Here is a 15688-nt window from a genome sequence, read left to right as displayed (position 1 = left end):
TGCTTCTCCATTCCAGGAGAACGCCAATGAAACCACAGGTTTACCACGTTGATGCCTTTACCTCAGAACCCTTTCGCGGCAATTCAGCGGGAGTTGTGCTGCATGCGGATGGGTTGAGTGACGCCCAGATGCAGCTGATAGCACGTGAGCTGCGCCATTCGGAAACGGCTTTTCTACTGACCAGTGACGACAGCGATGTGCGTATTCGCTACTTCACGCCAACGGTCGAAGTGCCCATCTGTGGGCATGCTACCGTCGCCGCGCATTATGTTCGCGCCAACGTGCTGGGGCTGAGTGATACGACCGTCTGGCAAACGTCACTCGCCGGTCGCCACCGGGTCGACGTACGCACGCACGGCGCTGACTACCGCATCAGCCTGGAGCAAGGGAAACCTGTTTTTGAGGCGCCGCTGGATGGGGCCATTCGCCGCGCGATTATTAACGCGCTGCACCTAACTGAAGACGATATGCTGCCTGGGTTGCCGATTCAGGTAGCATCTACCGGGCATTCAAAAGTGATGATCCCACTGAAGCCCGAGGTGAATATTGACGCCCTTTCCCCTGACCTGCCCGCGCTGACGGCAATTAGCAAAGAGATTGGCTGTAACGGCTTCTTCCCGTTTCAACTCCGTCCGGGCGAAAACGCAACCGATGGCCGCATGTTTTCACCGGCTATCGGAATTGTGGAAGATCCGGTCACCGGCAACGCGAATGGTCCAATGGGCGCCTGGCTGGTACACCATAACCTGATGGCTCATGATGGCAAAATGTTGCATGTTCAGGGGCACCAGGGACGTGCGTTGGGACGCGACGGCATTGTTGATGTGACGGTGACTATCCGTGATAACCAGCCAGAAAAAGTGACGATTTCCGGCTCTGCAGTGATCCTGTTTCACGCCGAATGGGCGATCGATTTTTAAATCTTCAGGTAGGCCGGATAAGGCGATTACGCCGCATCCGGCATTAATTCTGATGCCCCTATTTTCCCGCCTCCGGATGCGTATCAAACGCCGCCATTACTGTCGCCAGTTCCTCCTCGCTAAAGCCGTGTTTTACATCGTCAACGCCCAGGCCGAAGCGTTCCTGCAACAGCGTATACAAGCTGGCAACGTCAGGCAGATTAATCTGCTCTACCGCGTGACCATCCTGATAATGAGTAAAGTGGAAATTGGTCAACGTCAGCTTGCCGCCGTCGGGTAAATGGCGACACATCAGCAAATGGTGGCGGAAATGCGACTGCGGCCAGTGTGCAGACCAGAAATTACCCATCAGATAATCGCTGTGATGTTGCACCACCAGATCGAATCGGTACATTGACTGCCAGTGATCATGATGGCGGAACTGCAATATCCAGTCTCCCCCCTCCTGAATCAGCCGATAGTTTCCGTGCGGCGTTTGCTGTTCAAGATCCGCCTGCAGACGAATAGGGGCCGTCAGCGTTTGTCCGCCAAATCCAACATCAGCGATCCACTGTTCACCCTGTAATTCAACCAGTAGCAGGCGATGTGTACGCGGCGGTAGGCTTGACGGGTTCGCCAATACCACGCGTCCCAGCAAACTGCGTACGGTAAAGCCGATGTCGCGCAGCGCCCGTTCAAATACACCATTTTGTTCAAAGCAATAGCCACCGCGGCGAGCCGTGACCAACTTCTCTTCAAGGGACACATCGTCAAGCTGCATTTCACGCGGCAGCAGCACATCAAGATTTTCAAAGGGTATGGCACCGTTATGCAGTAAGTGCAGCGCTCTCAACGTTTCAATGTCGACGTTGGGCACATCTGACCAGCCAATACGGGCAAAATAAGCGTTTAAAAAAGGCGTCATACGGGATTCCTGTTTGTTGAATGTTGTACTTATAACGCATTTTTAATTTTACGCTGTCGCTTTTGTGCGCTGTTCCCCCCGGCGAGGCGACAAAATCGCTAATCCCGTTACTATCTATGTTTATTGTGATGTCATTTTTATTCTGCCGAGGAGTCGCTATGAGTCATTTTCGTCCGGTTGAATTACAACACGCCAGCCGACTGCTTAATCACGGCCCCACCATTTTGATAACCAGTCGTGACGCGAATACAGAACGGCGTAATGTGATGGCGGCCGCGTGGTCAATGCCCGTGGAATTTGATCCACCGCGGGTAGCCATTGTTGTCGACAAGACTGCCTGGTCGCGCGAACTGATCGAACGTAGCGGTCAATTTGGTATTGTTATTCCAGGTGTTGCCGCGACGAACTGGACCTATGCCGTAGGGAGTGTTTCCGGTCGAATAGAAGATAAGTTCAACTGCTACGGCATTCCGGTAGTCAAAGGCCCGGTATTGGGACTGCCGCTAGTAGAAGCCAAGTGTCTCGCCTGGATGGAATGCCGCCTGCTTCCTGCCACAGCGGCTCAGGACAAATATGACACCTTGTTTGGCGAAGTGGTCTCGGCTGCCGCTGATGAGCGAGTCTTCGTGGAAGGTCGTTGGCAGTTTGATGATGGCAAACTTAATACCCTGCATCACCTTGGTGCCGGAACATTTGTCACCAGCGGGAAACAGGTTACTGCCGGTAAATAATCACCGACAAATGGATGGCAGATCCGCCTGTCATCCCCATCAGCCTTCTCAAAACTTCCGAAAAACCAGTCAGATAAATCGTTTCCCTTACCTTGCCGAATCATTCATGTGAATTATAGTTAATCGTGCACTAAGTCAAATATTGGTTCAAAACGCAATCCGTTAAAGCAGCATCCCCCCAGAACTGGACTTATGAAGTGTCAGAGAGGTTTTACGATGCAACTTAATAGAATCGCACAAAGCTTTATACTTGCTGGGTTATTAACGTCTTTTGCTGTTCCCGTCATGTCTGCTGAAGCCCCAAAAGAGGCGACGGCAGCCACGCAACAAGCCAACAATGCACTCTACAATCAACTCCCCTTTTCTGATAACACCGACTTTACCGACGCGCACAAAGGCTTTATCGCCCCGATTCCTCAGGACGTGATCAAAGGTGAACAAGGCAACGTTATCTGGAATCCGCAACAGTACGCGTTTATTAAGGAAGGCGATAAGGCACCGGATACGGTAAACCCGAGCTTGTGGCGCCAGTCTCAGTTGATCAATATCAGCGGGTTGTTTGAAGTCACGGAGGGTGTCTATCAGATCCGTAACCTCGATTTGTCGAATATGACCATCATCGAAGGTAAAGAAGGTATCACCGTTGTTGACCCATTAGTGTCGGCAGAAACGGCCAAAGTCGGCATGGATCTCTACTTTAAAAACCGTGGCAAAAAACCGGTTGTCGCGGTGATTTATACCCACAGCCACGTCGACCATTACGGTGGTGTGCGCGGTGTTGTTGATGAAGCAGATGTTAAAGCAGGCAAAGTGAAGGTCTATGCGCCTGCCGGTTTTATGGAAGCAGCGGTTGCTGAAAACATCATGGCCGGTAACGTCATGAGCCGCCGCGCCAGCTACATGTACGGCAACCTGCTAAAACCGGATGCTAAAGGCCAGGTCGGCGCGGGACTGGGAACCACCACTTCCGCAGGGACGGTTACACTGATTGCGCCAACGAATATCATCGAGAAAGATGGGCAAAAAGAGGTTATTGATGGCCTGACCTATGACTTCATGTTGGCTCCAGGCTCCGAAGCGCCTTCAGAAATGTTGTGGTACATCGAAGAGAAAAAACTCATCGAATCGGCTGAAGATGTCACCCATACCCTGCACAACACCTACTCTCTGCGCGGTGCAAAAATTCGCGAACCGTTGCCGTGGTCCAAATACATCAACGAAGCAATTGTTCGCTGGGGTGATAAAGCGGAAATTCTGATGGCACAGCACCATTGGCCAACCTGGGGCAATGACAAGGTGGTGAGCCTACTGAAAAGCCAACGCGATCTATACCGTTATATTAACGACCAGACGCTGCGCATGGCCAACGAAGGTCTGACCCGTGATGAAATCGCGGCGAACTTTACGTTGCCGGATTCACTGGCACACACCTGGGCGAACCGCGGGTACTATGGCTCCGTTAGCCATGATGTGAAAGCCACCTACGTGCTGTACCTCGGCTGGTTTGACGGCAACCCAGCCACACTTGATGAACTGCCGCCGGAAGAAGCGGCGAAGAAATTCGTCGACTATATGGGCGGTGCGGATGCCATTCTGCAAAAAGCAAAAGCTGACTACGATCAGGGCAACTATCGCTGGGTTGCACAGGTGGTGAGCAAAGTCGTATTTGCCGATCCGAACAACCAGGCCGCGCGAAACCTGGAAGCCGATGCGCTGGAACAATTAGGCTATCAGGCAGAGTCTGGTCCGTGGCGTAACTTCTACCTGACGGGCGCACAAGAACTGCGCAACGGCGTGGTGAAAGGCCCGACGCCGAATACGGCCAGTCCGGATACTGTCCGCGCCATGACGCCAGAAATGTTCTTCGACTACCTGGCGGTACATATTAACGGGCAGAAAGCGGGCGATGCGAAATCAGTATTCAATATCGACCTTGGTAGCGATGGTGGTAAATACAAACTGGAGCTGGAAAACGGTGTTCTGAACCATACCGCTAATTCCGAAGCGAAAGATGCGGATGCCACTATCGCGCTCAATCGCGATACGCTGAACAAAATCATCCTCAAGGAAGTGACGCTGAAGCAGGCGCAAGACAGCGGTGACGTGAAAATTACCGGAGACGCCGCCAAGCTCGACGCCATGCTCGGTTACATGGACAAATTTGAATTCTGGTTCAATATTGTCACGCCATAATGGCATCAAAAACGGGCGAATGACTCGCCCGTTTTTTCTCACATACTGTAACCGGGTTTTTTAATCAACGTGTCCATCTGCGGCACGATTTCCGCATCCCATACGGCTTGCCACGCCTCAGGCTCAATCTCATTCAATGCCACGCTGACTGAGCTGTCTTTGCTTTGCAAATGACGAATAATGACATCTGTAATATCCGCCGCCAGCGCGGTTTTTTGTTCATCGGTAAGGGCGCGAGGAAAACATTTAATATCGATATGCGGCATTGCAGGTTCCTTATTGTTTTGGGTAAAACAGCGATAACGTAATATGCGCCAGTTAGCAAAATTCCTCCAGACGTCTTTGGTCTACAATGATGCTCAGATGCACAACGTTACCGGCCTGGCAAACGTTGAAAGCCGATTTCGACGATCGGCTTTTTCAAAACCACCACGGTTAATTCTTACAAACAAACCGCTCACCAAACGCAATATCTTTCCGCAGTTCGCTTTGCATTGCCTCGAGTGCATCCTGCTCAATGCGGCTCAGGTCAGTTAGCGCAATAACGCGAGATACTCCGTTGACGCCCAATTCTACTGGCTGGGCAAAAAAACGGGCGTATTGGCTGCCGCTTTCTACATATGCGCATTCCACAATGCCTTGTTCCCCACTCAGTGCACGGAGTAACGACAAACAAAAACGTGCGGCTGCCTGCCCCATTGATAATGTGGCCGACCCGGCTCCCGCTTTAGCCTCGACGACCCGAGTCCCGGCATGTTGTACCTGGTCTGTCAGCGCACGGATCTCGTCATCGGAAAGTTTTATCTCCGTAAGCTGCGAGAACAACGGCAGGATCGTGACGCCTGAATGTCCACCGATGACCGGAACCTCAACGTCCCGCACGCTGCAGCCTTTCATTTGTGCAACAAACGTATTTGCGCGAATGACATCCAACGTGGTGATGCCAAAGAGCTTGCTTTTATCGTAGACGCCAGCCTTTTGCAGGACATTAGCGGCAATCGCCACTGTGGTATTAACCGGGTTAGTAATAATACCAATACAGGCATCCGGGCATATTTTTGCGACATCACCAATAAGCTGATGAATAATATTGGCATTAATACTGAAGAGGTCAGAACGATCCATTCCCGGCTTACGGGCAATACCAGCACAGACAATAACAATATTTGCACCATCTAACGCATGTTGGATCTGAGTGCCACAATATCCGTGAATATGCACATCGGTTGGGATATGGCTTAAATCAACAGCAATCCCTGGGGTTGCTGTTGATATATCGTAGAGTGCGAGTTCAGCCCCCTCTGGCATGTTTAATTTAAGGAGTAACGACAAAGCTTGCCCTATTCCTCCGGCAGCGCCAAGAAGCGTAACTTTCATATAATATCCTTTACAAGGTTATCGACAGATATAATCAACCACGCGATGTTTCAGATAAACATCACGGTAAAATAATCGCTAATAACAAATCAATAATTATTCCTAAAAATCAAAATACGCCAAGCATTGGCCAATAATACAATGCGCATAATGCATAAATCAGACAAGCAATCGCACACAGTACAATACCGACGCGCGGATAATCATTGATAGCAACCTTCCCGGTACCAAAGACCAACACGCCCGGAATGGTGTTATAAAACATCAATAATGGATAAGCGCCAATAATCATCCCACCCGGTAACGCCAGCATTGCCGGTGGCAGACCTGCCGCATGGGCAATACCAATCAGTACAGGCAACATTGCTGCCGCCATCGCGGTCGTGCCCACAAAGAAAATATGCATGTATTGCACGACGATAAGCACGACAATCAGCAAGGCGATGGTACTCAGCGTGGATAAACCCAGATGGTTAAAGATCAACATCGATATCCATTCTGCCGCACCGGTTTTCATCAAAATAGCCCCCATACTGACACCACCGCCGCAAATGAACAGCACTTGCCACGACACGCCTTTATTGGCTTCCGACCAATTAATCACGCCAATTTTAGGGAAGAAGAGCAGGCAAGCCCCCAGCATACAGGCCGTGGTAGAATCGACACCTATCCAATCACCGGTGACCCACAGGAAGACCACGCCGAGGAAAATCCACAACGTTTTCCACTCGGCCGCAGACATTTTTCCCATCCCGTCCAGACTGTCTTTAATCAGTTGCTCTCCACCGGGGATATGCGATTGCTCAGGCGGATAAGCAAACTGCAGGTAGATCCAGGTAATAAACGTCATCAGTAATGCTGGCGGGAATCCGACTATCAAAAAATCCAGATAGGAGATCATTGGCCCACCGGCATTATGAATAAATTCAACGGTAATGGGGTTTGGTAAATTGGCTGTCAAAATACCGCCGCTGATCGTGGAATTAGTAAACGACATGGTGAGCAGCAAATTAACTGCAAATTTTGTTCGCCCTTCTTCTTTAAATAACGCAATCAAATTCAGACAAATGGGTAGCAGTATCGCGACTCTTGGCGTGGACGACGGAATAAAGAATGCCAGCACAATATTCGCAATGGTCACCCCCAGTGTTAAATTACGCACGCTACTGCCGGTAACTTTAAGTATTAAAAAAGTAATCCGTTCCGCTAAGCGTGTTTTGGTTAGCGCCACAGCCATAATAAATGCGCCAACCAGAAGATAAGAGGAAGATGAAGAAAATCCCGACAGTGCCATTTTTAAGCTGCATACTTTTAATAATACGGCAGCAGGAACAATCAGTAAGCTTGAAACAACAATGGGGATGGGTTCGGATAAGAACAGGATAAAAACACCCGCAAACAATACCAGCGCATGCTTCCCCTCCATGGAAAGTCCTGCCATGGGAAATGTATAGGTAATCGCCATCGCCAGGATCGCTAACGGAATTCCCCACCGTTTCTTAAACGACAACGCTTTTATTTTTTCTGCCATTATTATTAGCCTATTTGAGCAAGCCAGCCACAAACGTGGCTGGCATCTGTAGAGTTAACCCGGATAAACAGCGTCAATCGTTTCGCAGCCTTTCGCCGCGAGCGCTTTATCCACCCAACTGCGATCGGCTTTTCCGGTCTGCGCCGCAACCAGTTTTGCATGGTCGTTGGCAGAAAACTTGCGAGCTTCTTCCAGCAATTTTGCCGCATCATGTTTAGGGATCACAATGACGCCATCACTGTCACCGACGATAATATCGCCCGGCGTAACGTGAATATTGCCGCAGGCTACAGGAACATTGACTTCGCCTGGACCTTCTTTGAATGGGCCGCCAGGGGTGTGACCTGTCGCATAAACTGGAACCCCCATTGCATAGATGGTATCAAGATCACGCATTGGTCCGTCCAGCACGATGCCCGCAATGCCTTGAGATTTGGCGTAGGCGACCATGATCTCGCCCATCAGCGACTGGCTGCTGTCCCCTTCGTTGGAAACGATCAGAATGTCGCCAGGTTTAATCATGTTCAGCGCTTTATGCATCATCAGATTGTCGCCAGGACGCGCTTTTACCGTCAGCGCAACACCAACCATATTTTGTTCCGCAGGTGCCGTCATGCGTCGGATGCGGCAATTCATCGCGCTCAGCCGCCCCATACAGTCGGCAATATTTGCTGCTGGTATGGTTTTGAAACCTTCGATAACATCAGCTGTAGGCAGTTCACGTTGAGTAAAGACTCTGAATCCAATAGACATTTTATTCTCCAGTACGTCGTAAATATTATTTAATCAGGTGGTTAACACACAGACTCGGGGATAGTGGTTTTCCGTTAAGGAAATTAATCACGTTGTCAGCGGCATGCGCAGCCATCGCGTCTAACGCATCAGGCGTGGACCCGCCAACATGCGGGGTCATAACAACGGTGGGTTGTGAGGCAATAGCATCGCTGAGGGGCAGTGGTTCATTAACGAAAGTGTCCAGACCTGCACCTGCAATTTTTCCACTCTGCAAAGCCGCTACCAGCGCATTTTCATCAATCAGCGGCCCTCTGGCGGTATTAACCAGAATTGCACCATCAGGTAGTAGTGAAAGCGCCTCTTCGTTAATCAGATTTCGGGTAGCGGGAACCAGCGGACAATGTAGGCTGAGCACCTGACTTTGGCGAAGCAACGCCGGTAAATCGTTGACAAGTGTGACCTGTTCGATTGGGCTGGCCTTGAGCATGGGATCGTAAGCGACGACCTTCATGCCCAGCGCTATACAGAATTGCGCCAGCGTTTGTCCTATTTGGCCAAAACCCACCAATCCCAAAGTGCGTCCACTTAATTGTTGGCCGTTTCCGGCGCGGCTCCAGTTCCCTGTGCGTAAATCTCGGTCATAGGATGCAATGCGCCTGGCGGCCGCCAGCATGAGCCCTAATGCCAGTTCGGCAACCGATTGTGAGTTTGTTCCCGGCGTCACGAGGACGGGAATATTTCGTTCCGTCGCCGCATCGACATCAATGTTGCTTACGCCTACGCCATGTTTGGTGATGACTTTCAGCGTTGGACAAGCACGGATAGCTTCGCCCGTTAGCGCCATCGTGCGTGAAATAACAGCATCAACAGGCTCAGTGGATAAAATCGACAGGATCGCCTGCGGATCCGTTGAATCATTTACATAGATTATTTTACAGTCAGCATCTATTAGTTTTTTAACACCCTTCGGCGCCAGTTTTGGTGCCGTCATTAATACGGTAAAACGCATCCTCTTCTCCTTGCCATAGTCGGGATGGGAGATTTTTACCCCAGGACAAGGCGACGCAACAGGCAATAATATTGATAGCGGCAATAACTTTTCGTTAAATAGCGTAAAAACAAAATTCGCTTATAAACATCATAAAATACAGTTGGTTGTATTAATTCACCAGGATGTTATTGCGTAATAATGCGGAACTGACAGGCGGCATGGTTCACACATTTCGCCGTATTTTCTTACTTTTTATGCAAGAGAAAACGTCATCTTTTTGCTGTCAGGTCAAAAAATAATGGCGCGTCATTCTCTACCATGCTGTGACGCTAATACCGGGCGGATGGGAAAAGGTGCTGTAGAGTCATGAATCTCAATATTCGCGATTTGACGTTTTTTTATGTTATTGCAGAAGTGGGTAGCCTCGCTCAAGCCTCAGAACGCCTTGGGCGCTCGCAACCTGCGCTGTCAAAATGCATCCAGCGTCTGGAAGAGGAAGTGGGTACACAATTATTGACCCGCAGCGGGCACGGTATAACGCTTACCGCCGCGGGTGAGTTACTGCGCGAACGGGCCAGAAAGCTCTGCTTTTTTATGGAGCAAACGGAACAGGACCTCGAAAACTATGTTCGCGGGGTGTCAGGCAAAATACGTATAGGCTGTGTACCGACTGTCGCTGAATATCTCATTCCTAAGCTTTGTCAGGCTTTTCTGACAGAAAACCCCCTCGCTATGCTCGAAATTGTTCCCGGAGTAAATAATTATCTCTGGGATAATCTGCAGAATTATCAGTTAGATATCATTATTGTTACTAAAACGATTAGCTATGAGAACGCTATTATTTACCCGATAATGGAGGATGCTGTGGTTTTAGTCGGCAGCTGCGAGCATCCTATTTTTACAAAAGAGTTGAAGTCAATTACGCCTCAAGACCTTGTCGAATACAAATGGTTGTTATCGGGGAAAAATACGGCCTCCCGACGCTGGATCGATCAGTTTTTTATTAGCCGGGGGCTTCCGCCACCGCGAGCCCAGATAGAAACATCATCGTTCCATCTCATGCCAAAAATCCTTGCGGCAAATAAAGAATTACTGGGCTTCATACCCCGGCGTAATTTGACCAAGGGCGGCGTGGTATATAAACAATTGAAGGAAATCCCGCTGGAAGGAACAGCAAATTCCCGTCATTTTATTCTTGGTCGACTCAAGGATCGCAGCCCCTCTCCCATCACAGAACGACTTATCAGGATGATCCGCGAACAGGGGCAAGACATGTTTTAAGCGTTCATCGCGTCAAATAATTCTGTTATTTTTCAGTACAGTACGCAGCCGCGGGATTTGACAAACCGCGTCCGCGATGGCGCTGATATTGGGCGTATTGTCCTGAAACCAGTCATGTCCTGGCCCCCAGGTGCGCATAACAGCAATATAAACATCCAGCAACGTGAGCTGATCGCCAAACGCGTACGGTTCGGCGCTTAGCTGGTCATTCAGCCACATATAAAGCGATTTACGGTACTCAATGCAGCCCTTTTTCAACTGCGCCGGGGCGTCCGGTGCCCAGCGTTGTGGGTAATCGGCATAGGTAAACGTGGGATAGACATTTGCCACCAGCCAAATCAACAGGCGCTGAAATTGTTGACGTTCCACATGTCCGACAGGCGGCGCCAGTTCGGGCCTGCTGTCCAGAATCATCAGCGCAACAGCCGCCGTTTCCGTCATCACATTGCCATTTTCCAGTATCAGTGTGGGCACCTGACACAGCGGATTCATAGTTTTTAGCAACGCCCGCGACGGCCCGTCGCTGTCAAAGCCGTCCACATTAATAAAGCTGTAAGGGATCTCCGCCAGTGTAAGCATCACTTCACTGATGGCCGATCCCCAGCCCGGTACCCCATAGACCTTAATCATGCTGCAACCCCTCAATGTTAAAACCCTAAGTGTAGAGCAGCATTCGACAATCTATGCAGCCGGAATTATTACTCTCATAATAACAATGCCGGAGACTACAACCGTCATAACGGATACGGGAGAGAATAAGAGATGCGTTCGAGTATGTTTGAATATATGAGCATTTTTGTGCAGGTTGTCGAACAAGGTGGTTTTGCCAAAGCCGCTGATGTGTTGCACCTGCACCGCCCCGCGGTGACGAAAGCAATTCAGCATCTTGAGGACGATCTGGGGACGAAACTCCTAAACCGAACGACGCGGAAGGTTACCCTGACCGAAGAAGGTGACGCATTTTACCGGCGGACCAAGGCACTGCTGGGTGACGTGGATGACATCATGGCCTCTTTCTCACCAACACGGCCTCCGCGTGGAAAGCTCAGGATCAACGCGCCACTGTCGTTGGCTCACTCGATTATCGTTCCCGCGCTAAGCGACTTTCAGTCACGCTATCCGGACGTTGAGATTGTTCTCACCTCCACTGACCGCAAAATTGATCTGCTTGCGGAGGGGATCGACTGCATGATCCGCATTGGAGAATTGCAGGACTCCTCGCTAATATCCCGACGACTTGGCGAGGTTAAAATGGTGACCTGTGCGTCCGCAGATTATCTGGCTACACGGGGCATCCCACAGACACCGGATGATTTAGCTCAGCATCAGGCACTCAACTTCTTTAGTGAACGTCATCGTGACGCGCTGGAGTGGTCCTTTATCAACGACGGGAAAACGGTATCGATCGTGCCAGCAAGCCGAATGAGCGTAGACAACTCCGACATTCTGCTAACCGGTTGTTTATCTGGGCTGGGAATCATACACGGCGTTCACGCCGTACTGGCGCCCTACCTCCAGTCGGGACAACTGATTGAGGTGCTGCGTGACTATGCGGGAGAAGCTAAACCGGTGTCTGTTCTCTACCCGGACAGGCGCTATTTGGCCCCGCGCGTGCGGGTTTTTATTGACTGGCTGAGTCAGCTTTTCGTACAGCAAAAACCACGACTTCAGGGATTATTACAATTTGAGTAATAGTGAAGTTCCGTAATGGCGGTTTTTCACCCTCACCAGAACCAATACATTGTGCGGACTCAAGTCAGAACAATTTACCGAGGTCCGCTATGTCTAAAGTCGTGGTTTTCAATCAAATGGGTGGCGCTGATGTGCTGAATATTCAGGATATTCAGACCCCGGCACCGCTTGCAAACGATGTTCAGATCCGCGTTCGTGCAATAGGTATTAACCGGGCGGAAATTATGTACCGTACCGGTCAGTATATTTACCAACCCAATTTTCCTGCTCGCCTGGGCTATGAAGCCTCCGGCATTGTTGAAGCCGTCGGTGACAATGTGCACGAGTTCGCACCAGGCGATCGCGTGAGCGTCATTCCGGCATTCAGCTTTCATCAGTACGGTATGTATGGCGAAATCGTCAATGCGCCCGCTCATGCGGTCGTCAAACATCCGGAAAACCTGAGCTTTGCCGAGGCCGCCGCCAGCTGGATGATGTATGTGACTGCTTTTGGCGCGCTGGTGGAGTATGCCAATATCGGGCCTGGCGATAACGTGCTGATCAATGCCGCGTCCAGCAGTGTTGGTCTGGCCGCAATTCAGATCGCCAACATGGTCGGTGCAACACCTATTGCGATGACGCGAACCCATGAGAAACGCGACGCCCTGTTGCAACTGGGTGCCGCTGAGGTCATTGCCAGTCAGGAGCAGGACCTGGTCGCAGAAATTAACCGTATAACTGGTGGCAAAGGTACCCGCGTGGTCTTTGATCCGGTCGGCGGCCCCGGTGTGGCGAAAATAGCCCAGGTAATGCCTGCCGGAGGGTTATTTTTCCAGTACGGTTCACTGGATAGTCGCGATTTGTCGATCCCGGTGATTGAGATCCTTGGCCGCCATTTGACCTTCCGCGGCTATGAGCTTTTCGAAATCACCACTGATGCTGAAAAACTGGCTCGGGCTAAACGTTTCATCTTTGAAGGATTGCAATCTGGGCAACTCAAACCACTGATTGATAAAACCTTTGCGTTTGATGACATTGTTAAGGCACACCAGTACATGGAAGCCAACGGCCAGGTAGGCAAAATCGTCGTTACCCTGTAATCGCTGTGCGGCACAACCCTGTGCCGCAACGCCCTTTTCCGCGTATTTACAGAACCTTCGACAAAAACTGCTGCGTGCGCGTGTGGCGTGGATAATTTAGCACCTGTTCACTGCTACCCTGCTCGACGATTTTGCCGTCAACCATAAACACCACCTGATCGGCCACTTCCCGCGCAAACCCAATTTCATGCGTCACCACAACCAGCGTGGTTCCCGACTGTGCCAGTGACTTAATCACGTCCAGCACTTCGCCCACCAGTTCAGGATCGAGTGCGGACGTCGGCTCATCAAATAGCATCACGCGCGGATTTAACGCCAGCGCGCGGGCAATGGCGATACGTTGCTGCTGGCCTCCGGATAAATGCCGCGACCAGGCATCGGCTTTTTGCCGCAGTCCGACAGCATCCAACAAGGTAAATGCCCGCTCAATAGCCTCTTTGCGCGAAGCCAGTCCGTGTGCAACAGGCGCTTCAATCAGGTTTTCCAGCACCGTTAAATGCGGGAATAAGTTAAAGTTCTGAAATACGTAGCCCACATTGATACGCTGGCGCAGGATTTCCGCCTCTTTCAGCTCATACAACCGGTCTCCCTGAAGGCGGTAGCCAATATAATCACCGTCAATCTGAATAAACCCCTCATCGACACGCTCCAGATGATTAATCGCCCGTAATAGCGTTGATTTACCTGAACCGGAAGGCCCGAGAATAACCGTGACCGTACCGGGTGGGATCTCCAGCGATACGTTGTCCAGTGCCTTATGGCGACCAAAATATTTGCTGACGCCGGTAATGGAAATATGACCTTCAGGCGAGTGGGACATGGATAGCCTCCTGCTGTGGAGCCTGGCGGCGACGTTTAACCGTGCGACTCACCCTGGCGGTGTTAATAGCGGATCGTCTCTCACTGCGTGCCAGCGCGCGTTCAACCAGATGCTGAATTAATGACAACACGCTGGTGATCACCAGATACCACACGGCACCAACCATCAGCAGCGGAATCACTTCCTGGGTGCGGTTGTAGATCATCTGGATGGTGTAGAACAGTTCCGGCATGGCCAGTACATAAACCATCGCCGTTCCTTTTGCCAGGCTGATAATTTCATTGAACCCGGCGGGTAAAATAGTGCGCAATGCCTGTGGCAGGATAATACGCAGCGTGCGGCGCCAGGCAGGTAATCCCAGTGCGGCTGCCGCCTCATACTGACCATGATCAACCCCAAGAAATCCGCCGCGAATAATCTCAGCGGTATAAGCACTTTGCACCAGCGTCAGGCCAACAACCGCAGTGGAAAACTGTCCGAGGACATTGATAGTATCAAAGCTGCCCCACTGGAGAGCAGTGAACGGTATGCCGATCGCCAGCGTGTCGTACAAATAGGAGAAGTTGTACAAAATGATCAACACCACAATCAGCGGGAGTGAGCGAAACAACCAGATGTATCCCCACGCCAGGCTGGTTAGTAGCCAGGATGATGAGAGTCTGGCCAGCGCCAGCAACCCACCAAATACCACGCTCAGTAATGTCCCAATGAGCGTCAACAACAGCGTTTGCCCAAGTCCAGACAAGATAACCGGGTCGAAGAACCAGCGAGCAAACACGCCCCATTCCCAGCGCGGATTAAACGCGACAGACTGAATAATCGCCGCCAGCACAAACAGGGCAATAATCGCCCCTACGGTGCGCATCGGGTAACGTGCCGGGACGACTTTGATGGTTGCAGTCGTTTTCATCTTCTCTCCTCAGGCAATTTTGGCCTGACCTGCGATAGTCAACAGTTTGGTGAAGCGCAGTCGTCCATCAAAAGGCGGCTGGCTGTACTCTTCTGGATTACGTGTGGTATCGAACTGAGGATCGTACCCCTGACTCAAATAAAGCCGGACAGCCTCTGGCTGGCGAAAGCCCGTGGTCAGGTAGATACGGCTATAGCCCGCCAGTAATGCCCGCCGCTCCAGTTCCTGCACCACGTGCGCTGCCAGCCCCTGCTTACGCAGGCTGCTCTTAGTCCAGATACGCTTAATTTCAGCGGTGTCTTTGTCATAGGGTTTGTAAGCCCCGGTGGCGATAATTTCGCCGTCGCGCTCCAGCACCACAAAAATCCCCTGTGGAGCCAGATACCATTCGGTTAGCTCCACTTCAGCATCACGAGAAAAATAATCGCCATAGCGGGCGGCATATTCACCAAACAGTCCGTTGAGGATCGGCTGTAGCTCAATGGCTTCGGGCGAGACAACGCGGAATTGATCGCTCACATTGA

The 15688-nt window shown here is 50.9% G+C and carries 16 protein-coding genes; 6 read left to right on the top strand and 10 right to left on the bottom strand.

Translation table 11 applies throughout. The annotated features are described in order from the left end of the window. Positions 1-26 precede the first annotated feature (26 nt). Entirely contained in the window at positions 27-920 is an 894-nt protein-coding gene (locus NNO08_RS12705) for a PhzF family isomerase (protein ID WP_271456852.1), read from the top strand. A gap of 58 nt (positions 921-978) precedes the next feature. Here the strand turns inward: NNO08_RS12705 and nhoA are convergent, their stop codons facing one another. Then, the gene (gene nhoA / locus NNO08_RS12700) at positions 979-1824 is read right to left on the bottom strand and encodes an N-hydroxyarylamine O-acetyltransferase (RefSeq protein WP_271456851.1); all 846 of its coding nucleotides are present in this window, start codon (positions 1822-1824) and stop codon (positions 979-981) included. A gap of 158 nt (positions 1825-1982) precedes the next feature. On the opposite strand from nhoA, the gene NNO08_RS12695 reads away from it, so the two are divergent. Further along, entirely contained in the window at positions 1983-2555 is a 573-nt protein-coding gene (locus NNO08_RS12695) for a flavin reductase family protein (RefSeq protein WP_271442337.1), read from the top strand. A gap of 216 nt (positions 2556-2771) precedes the next feature. After that, positions 2772-4748 carry an alkyl/aryl-sulfatase gene (locus NNO08_RS12690; protein WP_271448830.1) on the top strand — a complete coding sequence of 659 codons (1977 nt, stop codon included), beginning with the start codon at positions 2772-2774 and terminating at the stop codon, positions 4746-4748. A 38-nt stretch (positions 4749-4786) separates the two neighbouring features. Here the strand turns inward: NNO08_RS12690 and pptA are convergent, their stop codons facing one another. The 5 genes from pptA to NNO08_RS12665 all read right to left on the bottom strand — a co-directional run bounded on the left by pptA (position 4787) and on the right by NNO08_RS12665 (position 9400). Further along, the gene (gene pptA, locus NNO08_RS12685) at positions 4787-5014 is read right to left on the bottom strand and encodes a tautomerase PptA (protein ID WP_271442335.1); all 228 of its coding nucleotides are present in this window, start codon (positions 5012-5014) and stop codon (positions 4787-4789) included. A gap of 169 nt (positions 5015-5183) precedes the next feature. Further along, positions 5184-6125: a malate dehydrogenase gene (mdh, locus tag NNO08_RS12680; protein ID WP_271456850.1), complete on the bottom strand. Its 942-nt coding sequence runs from the start codon at positions 6123-6125 to the stop codon at positions 5184-5186. A gap of 109 nt (positions 6126-6234) precedes the next feature. Further along, positions 6235-7656 (bottom strand): SLC13 family permease, encoded by a 1422-nt coding sequence (locus NNO08_RS12675; RefSeq protein WP_271442333.1) that lies wholly within the window; start codon positions 7654-7656, stop codon positions 6235-6237. A 54-nt stretch (positions 7657-7710) separates the two neighbouring features. Then, on the bottom strand, positions 7711-8409 hold the full coding sequence (locus NNO08_RS12670) for an RraA family protein (RefSeq protein ID WP_137381838.1): 699 nt from the start codon (positions 8407-8409) through the stop codon (positions 7711-7713). A gap of 25 nt (positions 8410-8434) precedes the next feature. Continuing rightward, positions 8435-9400, bottom strand: coding sequence for a hydroxyacid dehydrogenase (locus NNO08_RS12665; protein WP_271442332.1), 966 nt, complete (start codon positions 9398-9400; stop codon positions 8435-8437). A 348-nt stretch (positions 9401-9748) separates the two neighbouring features. On the opposite strand from NNO08_RS12665, the gene NNO08_RS12660 reads away from it, so the two are divergent. Next, the gene (locus NNO08_RS12660) at positions 9749-10663 is read left to right on the top strand and encodes a LysR family transcriptional regulator (RefSeq protein WP_271442331.1); all 915 of its coding nucleotides are present in this window, start codon (positions 9749-9751) and stop codon (positions 10661-10663) included. Between the two features lie 12 nt (positions 10664-10675). Here NNO08_RS12660 and NNO08_RS12655 read toward each other — a convergent pair whose 3' ends face one another. After that, a complete protein-coding gene (locus NNO08_RS12655; RefSeq protein WP_271442330.1) occupies positions 10676-11293 on the bottom strand; it encodes a glutathione S-transferase family protein in 618 nt (205 codons plus the stop codon). Between the two features lie 132 nt (positions 11294-11425). Between NNO08_RS12655 and NNO08_RS12650 the strand changes: the two genes are divergently transcribed. Together NNO08_RS12650 and NNO08_RS12645 are read left to right on the top strand one after the other, a co-directional pair. Beyond that, entirely contained in the window at positions 11426-12355 is a 930-nt protein-coding gene (locus tag NNO08_RS12650; protein WP_271448827.1) for a LysR family transcriptional regulator, read from the top strand. A gap of 89 nt (positions 12356-12444) precedes the next feature. Next, complete coding sequence (locus tag NNO08_RS12645; RefSeq protein ID WP_271455044.1) at positions 12445-13434, top strand: zinc-dependent alcohol dehydrogenase family protein; 990 nt, start codon at positions 12445-12447, stop codon at positions 13432-13434. 46 nt (positions 13435-13480) lie between these two features. Here the strand turns inward: NNO08_RS12645 and NNO08_RS12640 are convergent, their stop codons facing one another. From NNO08_RS12640 to NNO08_RS12630, 3 genes are read right to left on the bottom strand one after another with little or no spacing between them, the layout of a single operon-like run. After that, positions 13481-14254 (bottom strand): amino acid ABC transporter ATP-binding protein, encoded by a 774-nt coding sequence (locus NNO08_RS12640; RefSeq protein ID WP_137381829.1) that lies wholly within the window; start codon positions 14252-14254, stop codon positions 13481-13483. Continuing rightward, the gene (locus NNO08_RS12635; RefSeq protein ID WP_271455043.1) at positions 14238-15164 is read right to left on the bottom strand and encodes an amino acid ABC transporter permease; all 927 of its coding nucleotides are present in this window, start codon (positions 15162-15164) and stop codon (positions 14238-14240) included. Before NNO08_RS12635 ends, NNO08_RS12640 begins: the two co-directional genes overlap by 17 nt. 9 nt (positions 15165-15173) lie before the next feature. Next, a complete protein-coding gene (locus tag NNO08_RS12630; protein ID WP_271448824.1) occupies positions 15174-15683 on the bottom strand; it encodes a GNAT family N-acetyltransferase in 510 nt (169 codons plus the stop codon). Positions 15684-15688: the final 5 nt, after the last annotated feature.

Origin of the sequence: Citrobacter sp. Igbk 17 (assembly GCF_028069775.1) — a bacterium.
Taxonomy (GTDB): domain Bacteria; phylum Pseudomonadota; class Gammaproteobacteria; order Enterobacterales; family Enterobacteriaceae; genus Citrobacter.
This window is presented reverse-complemented; position numbering and strand designations above follow the sequence as displayed.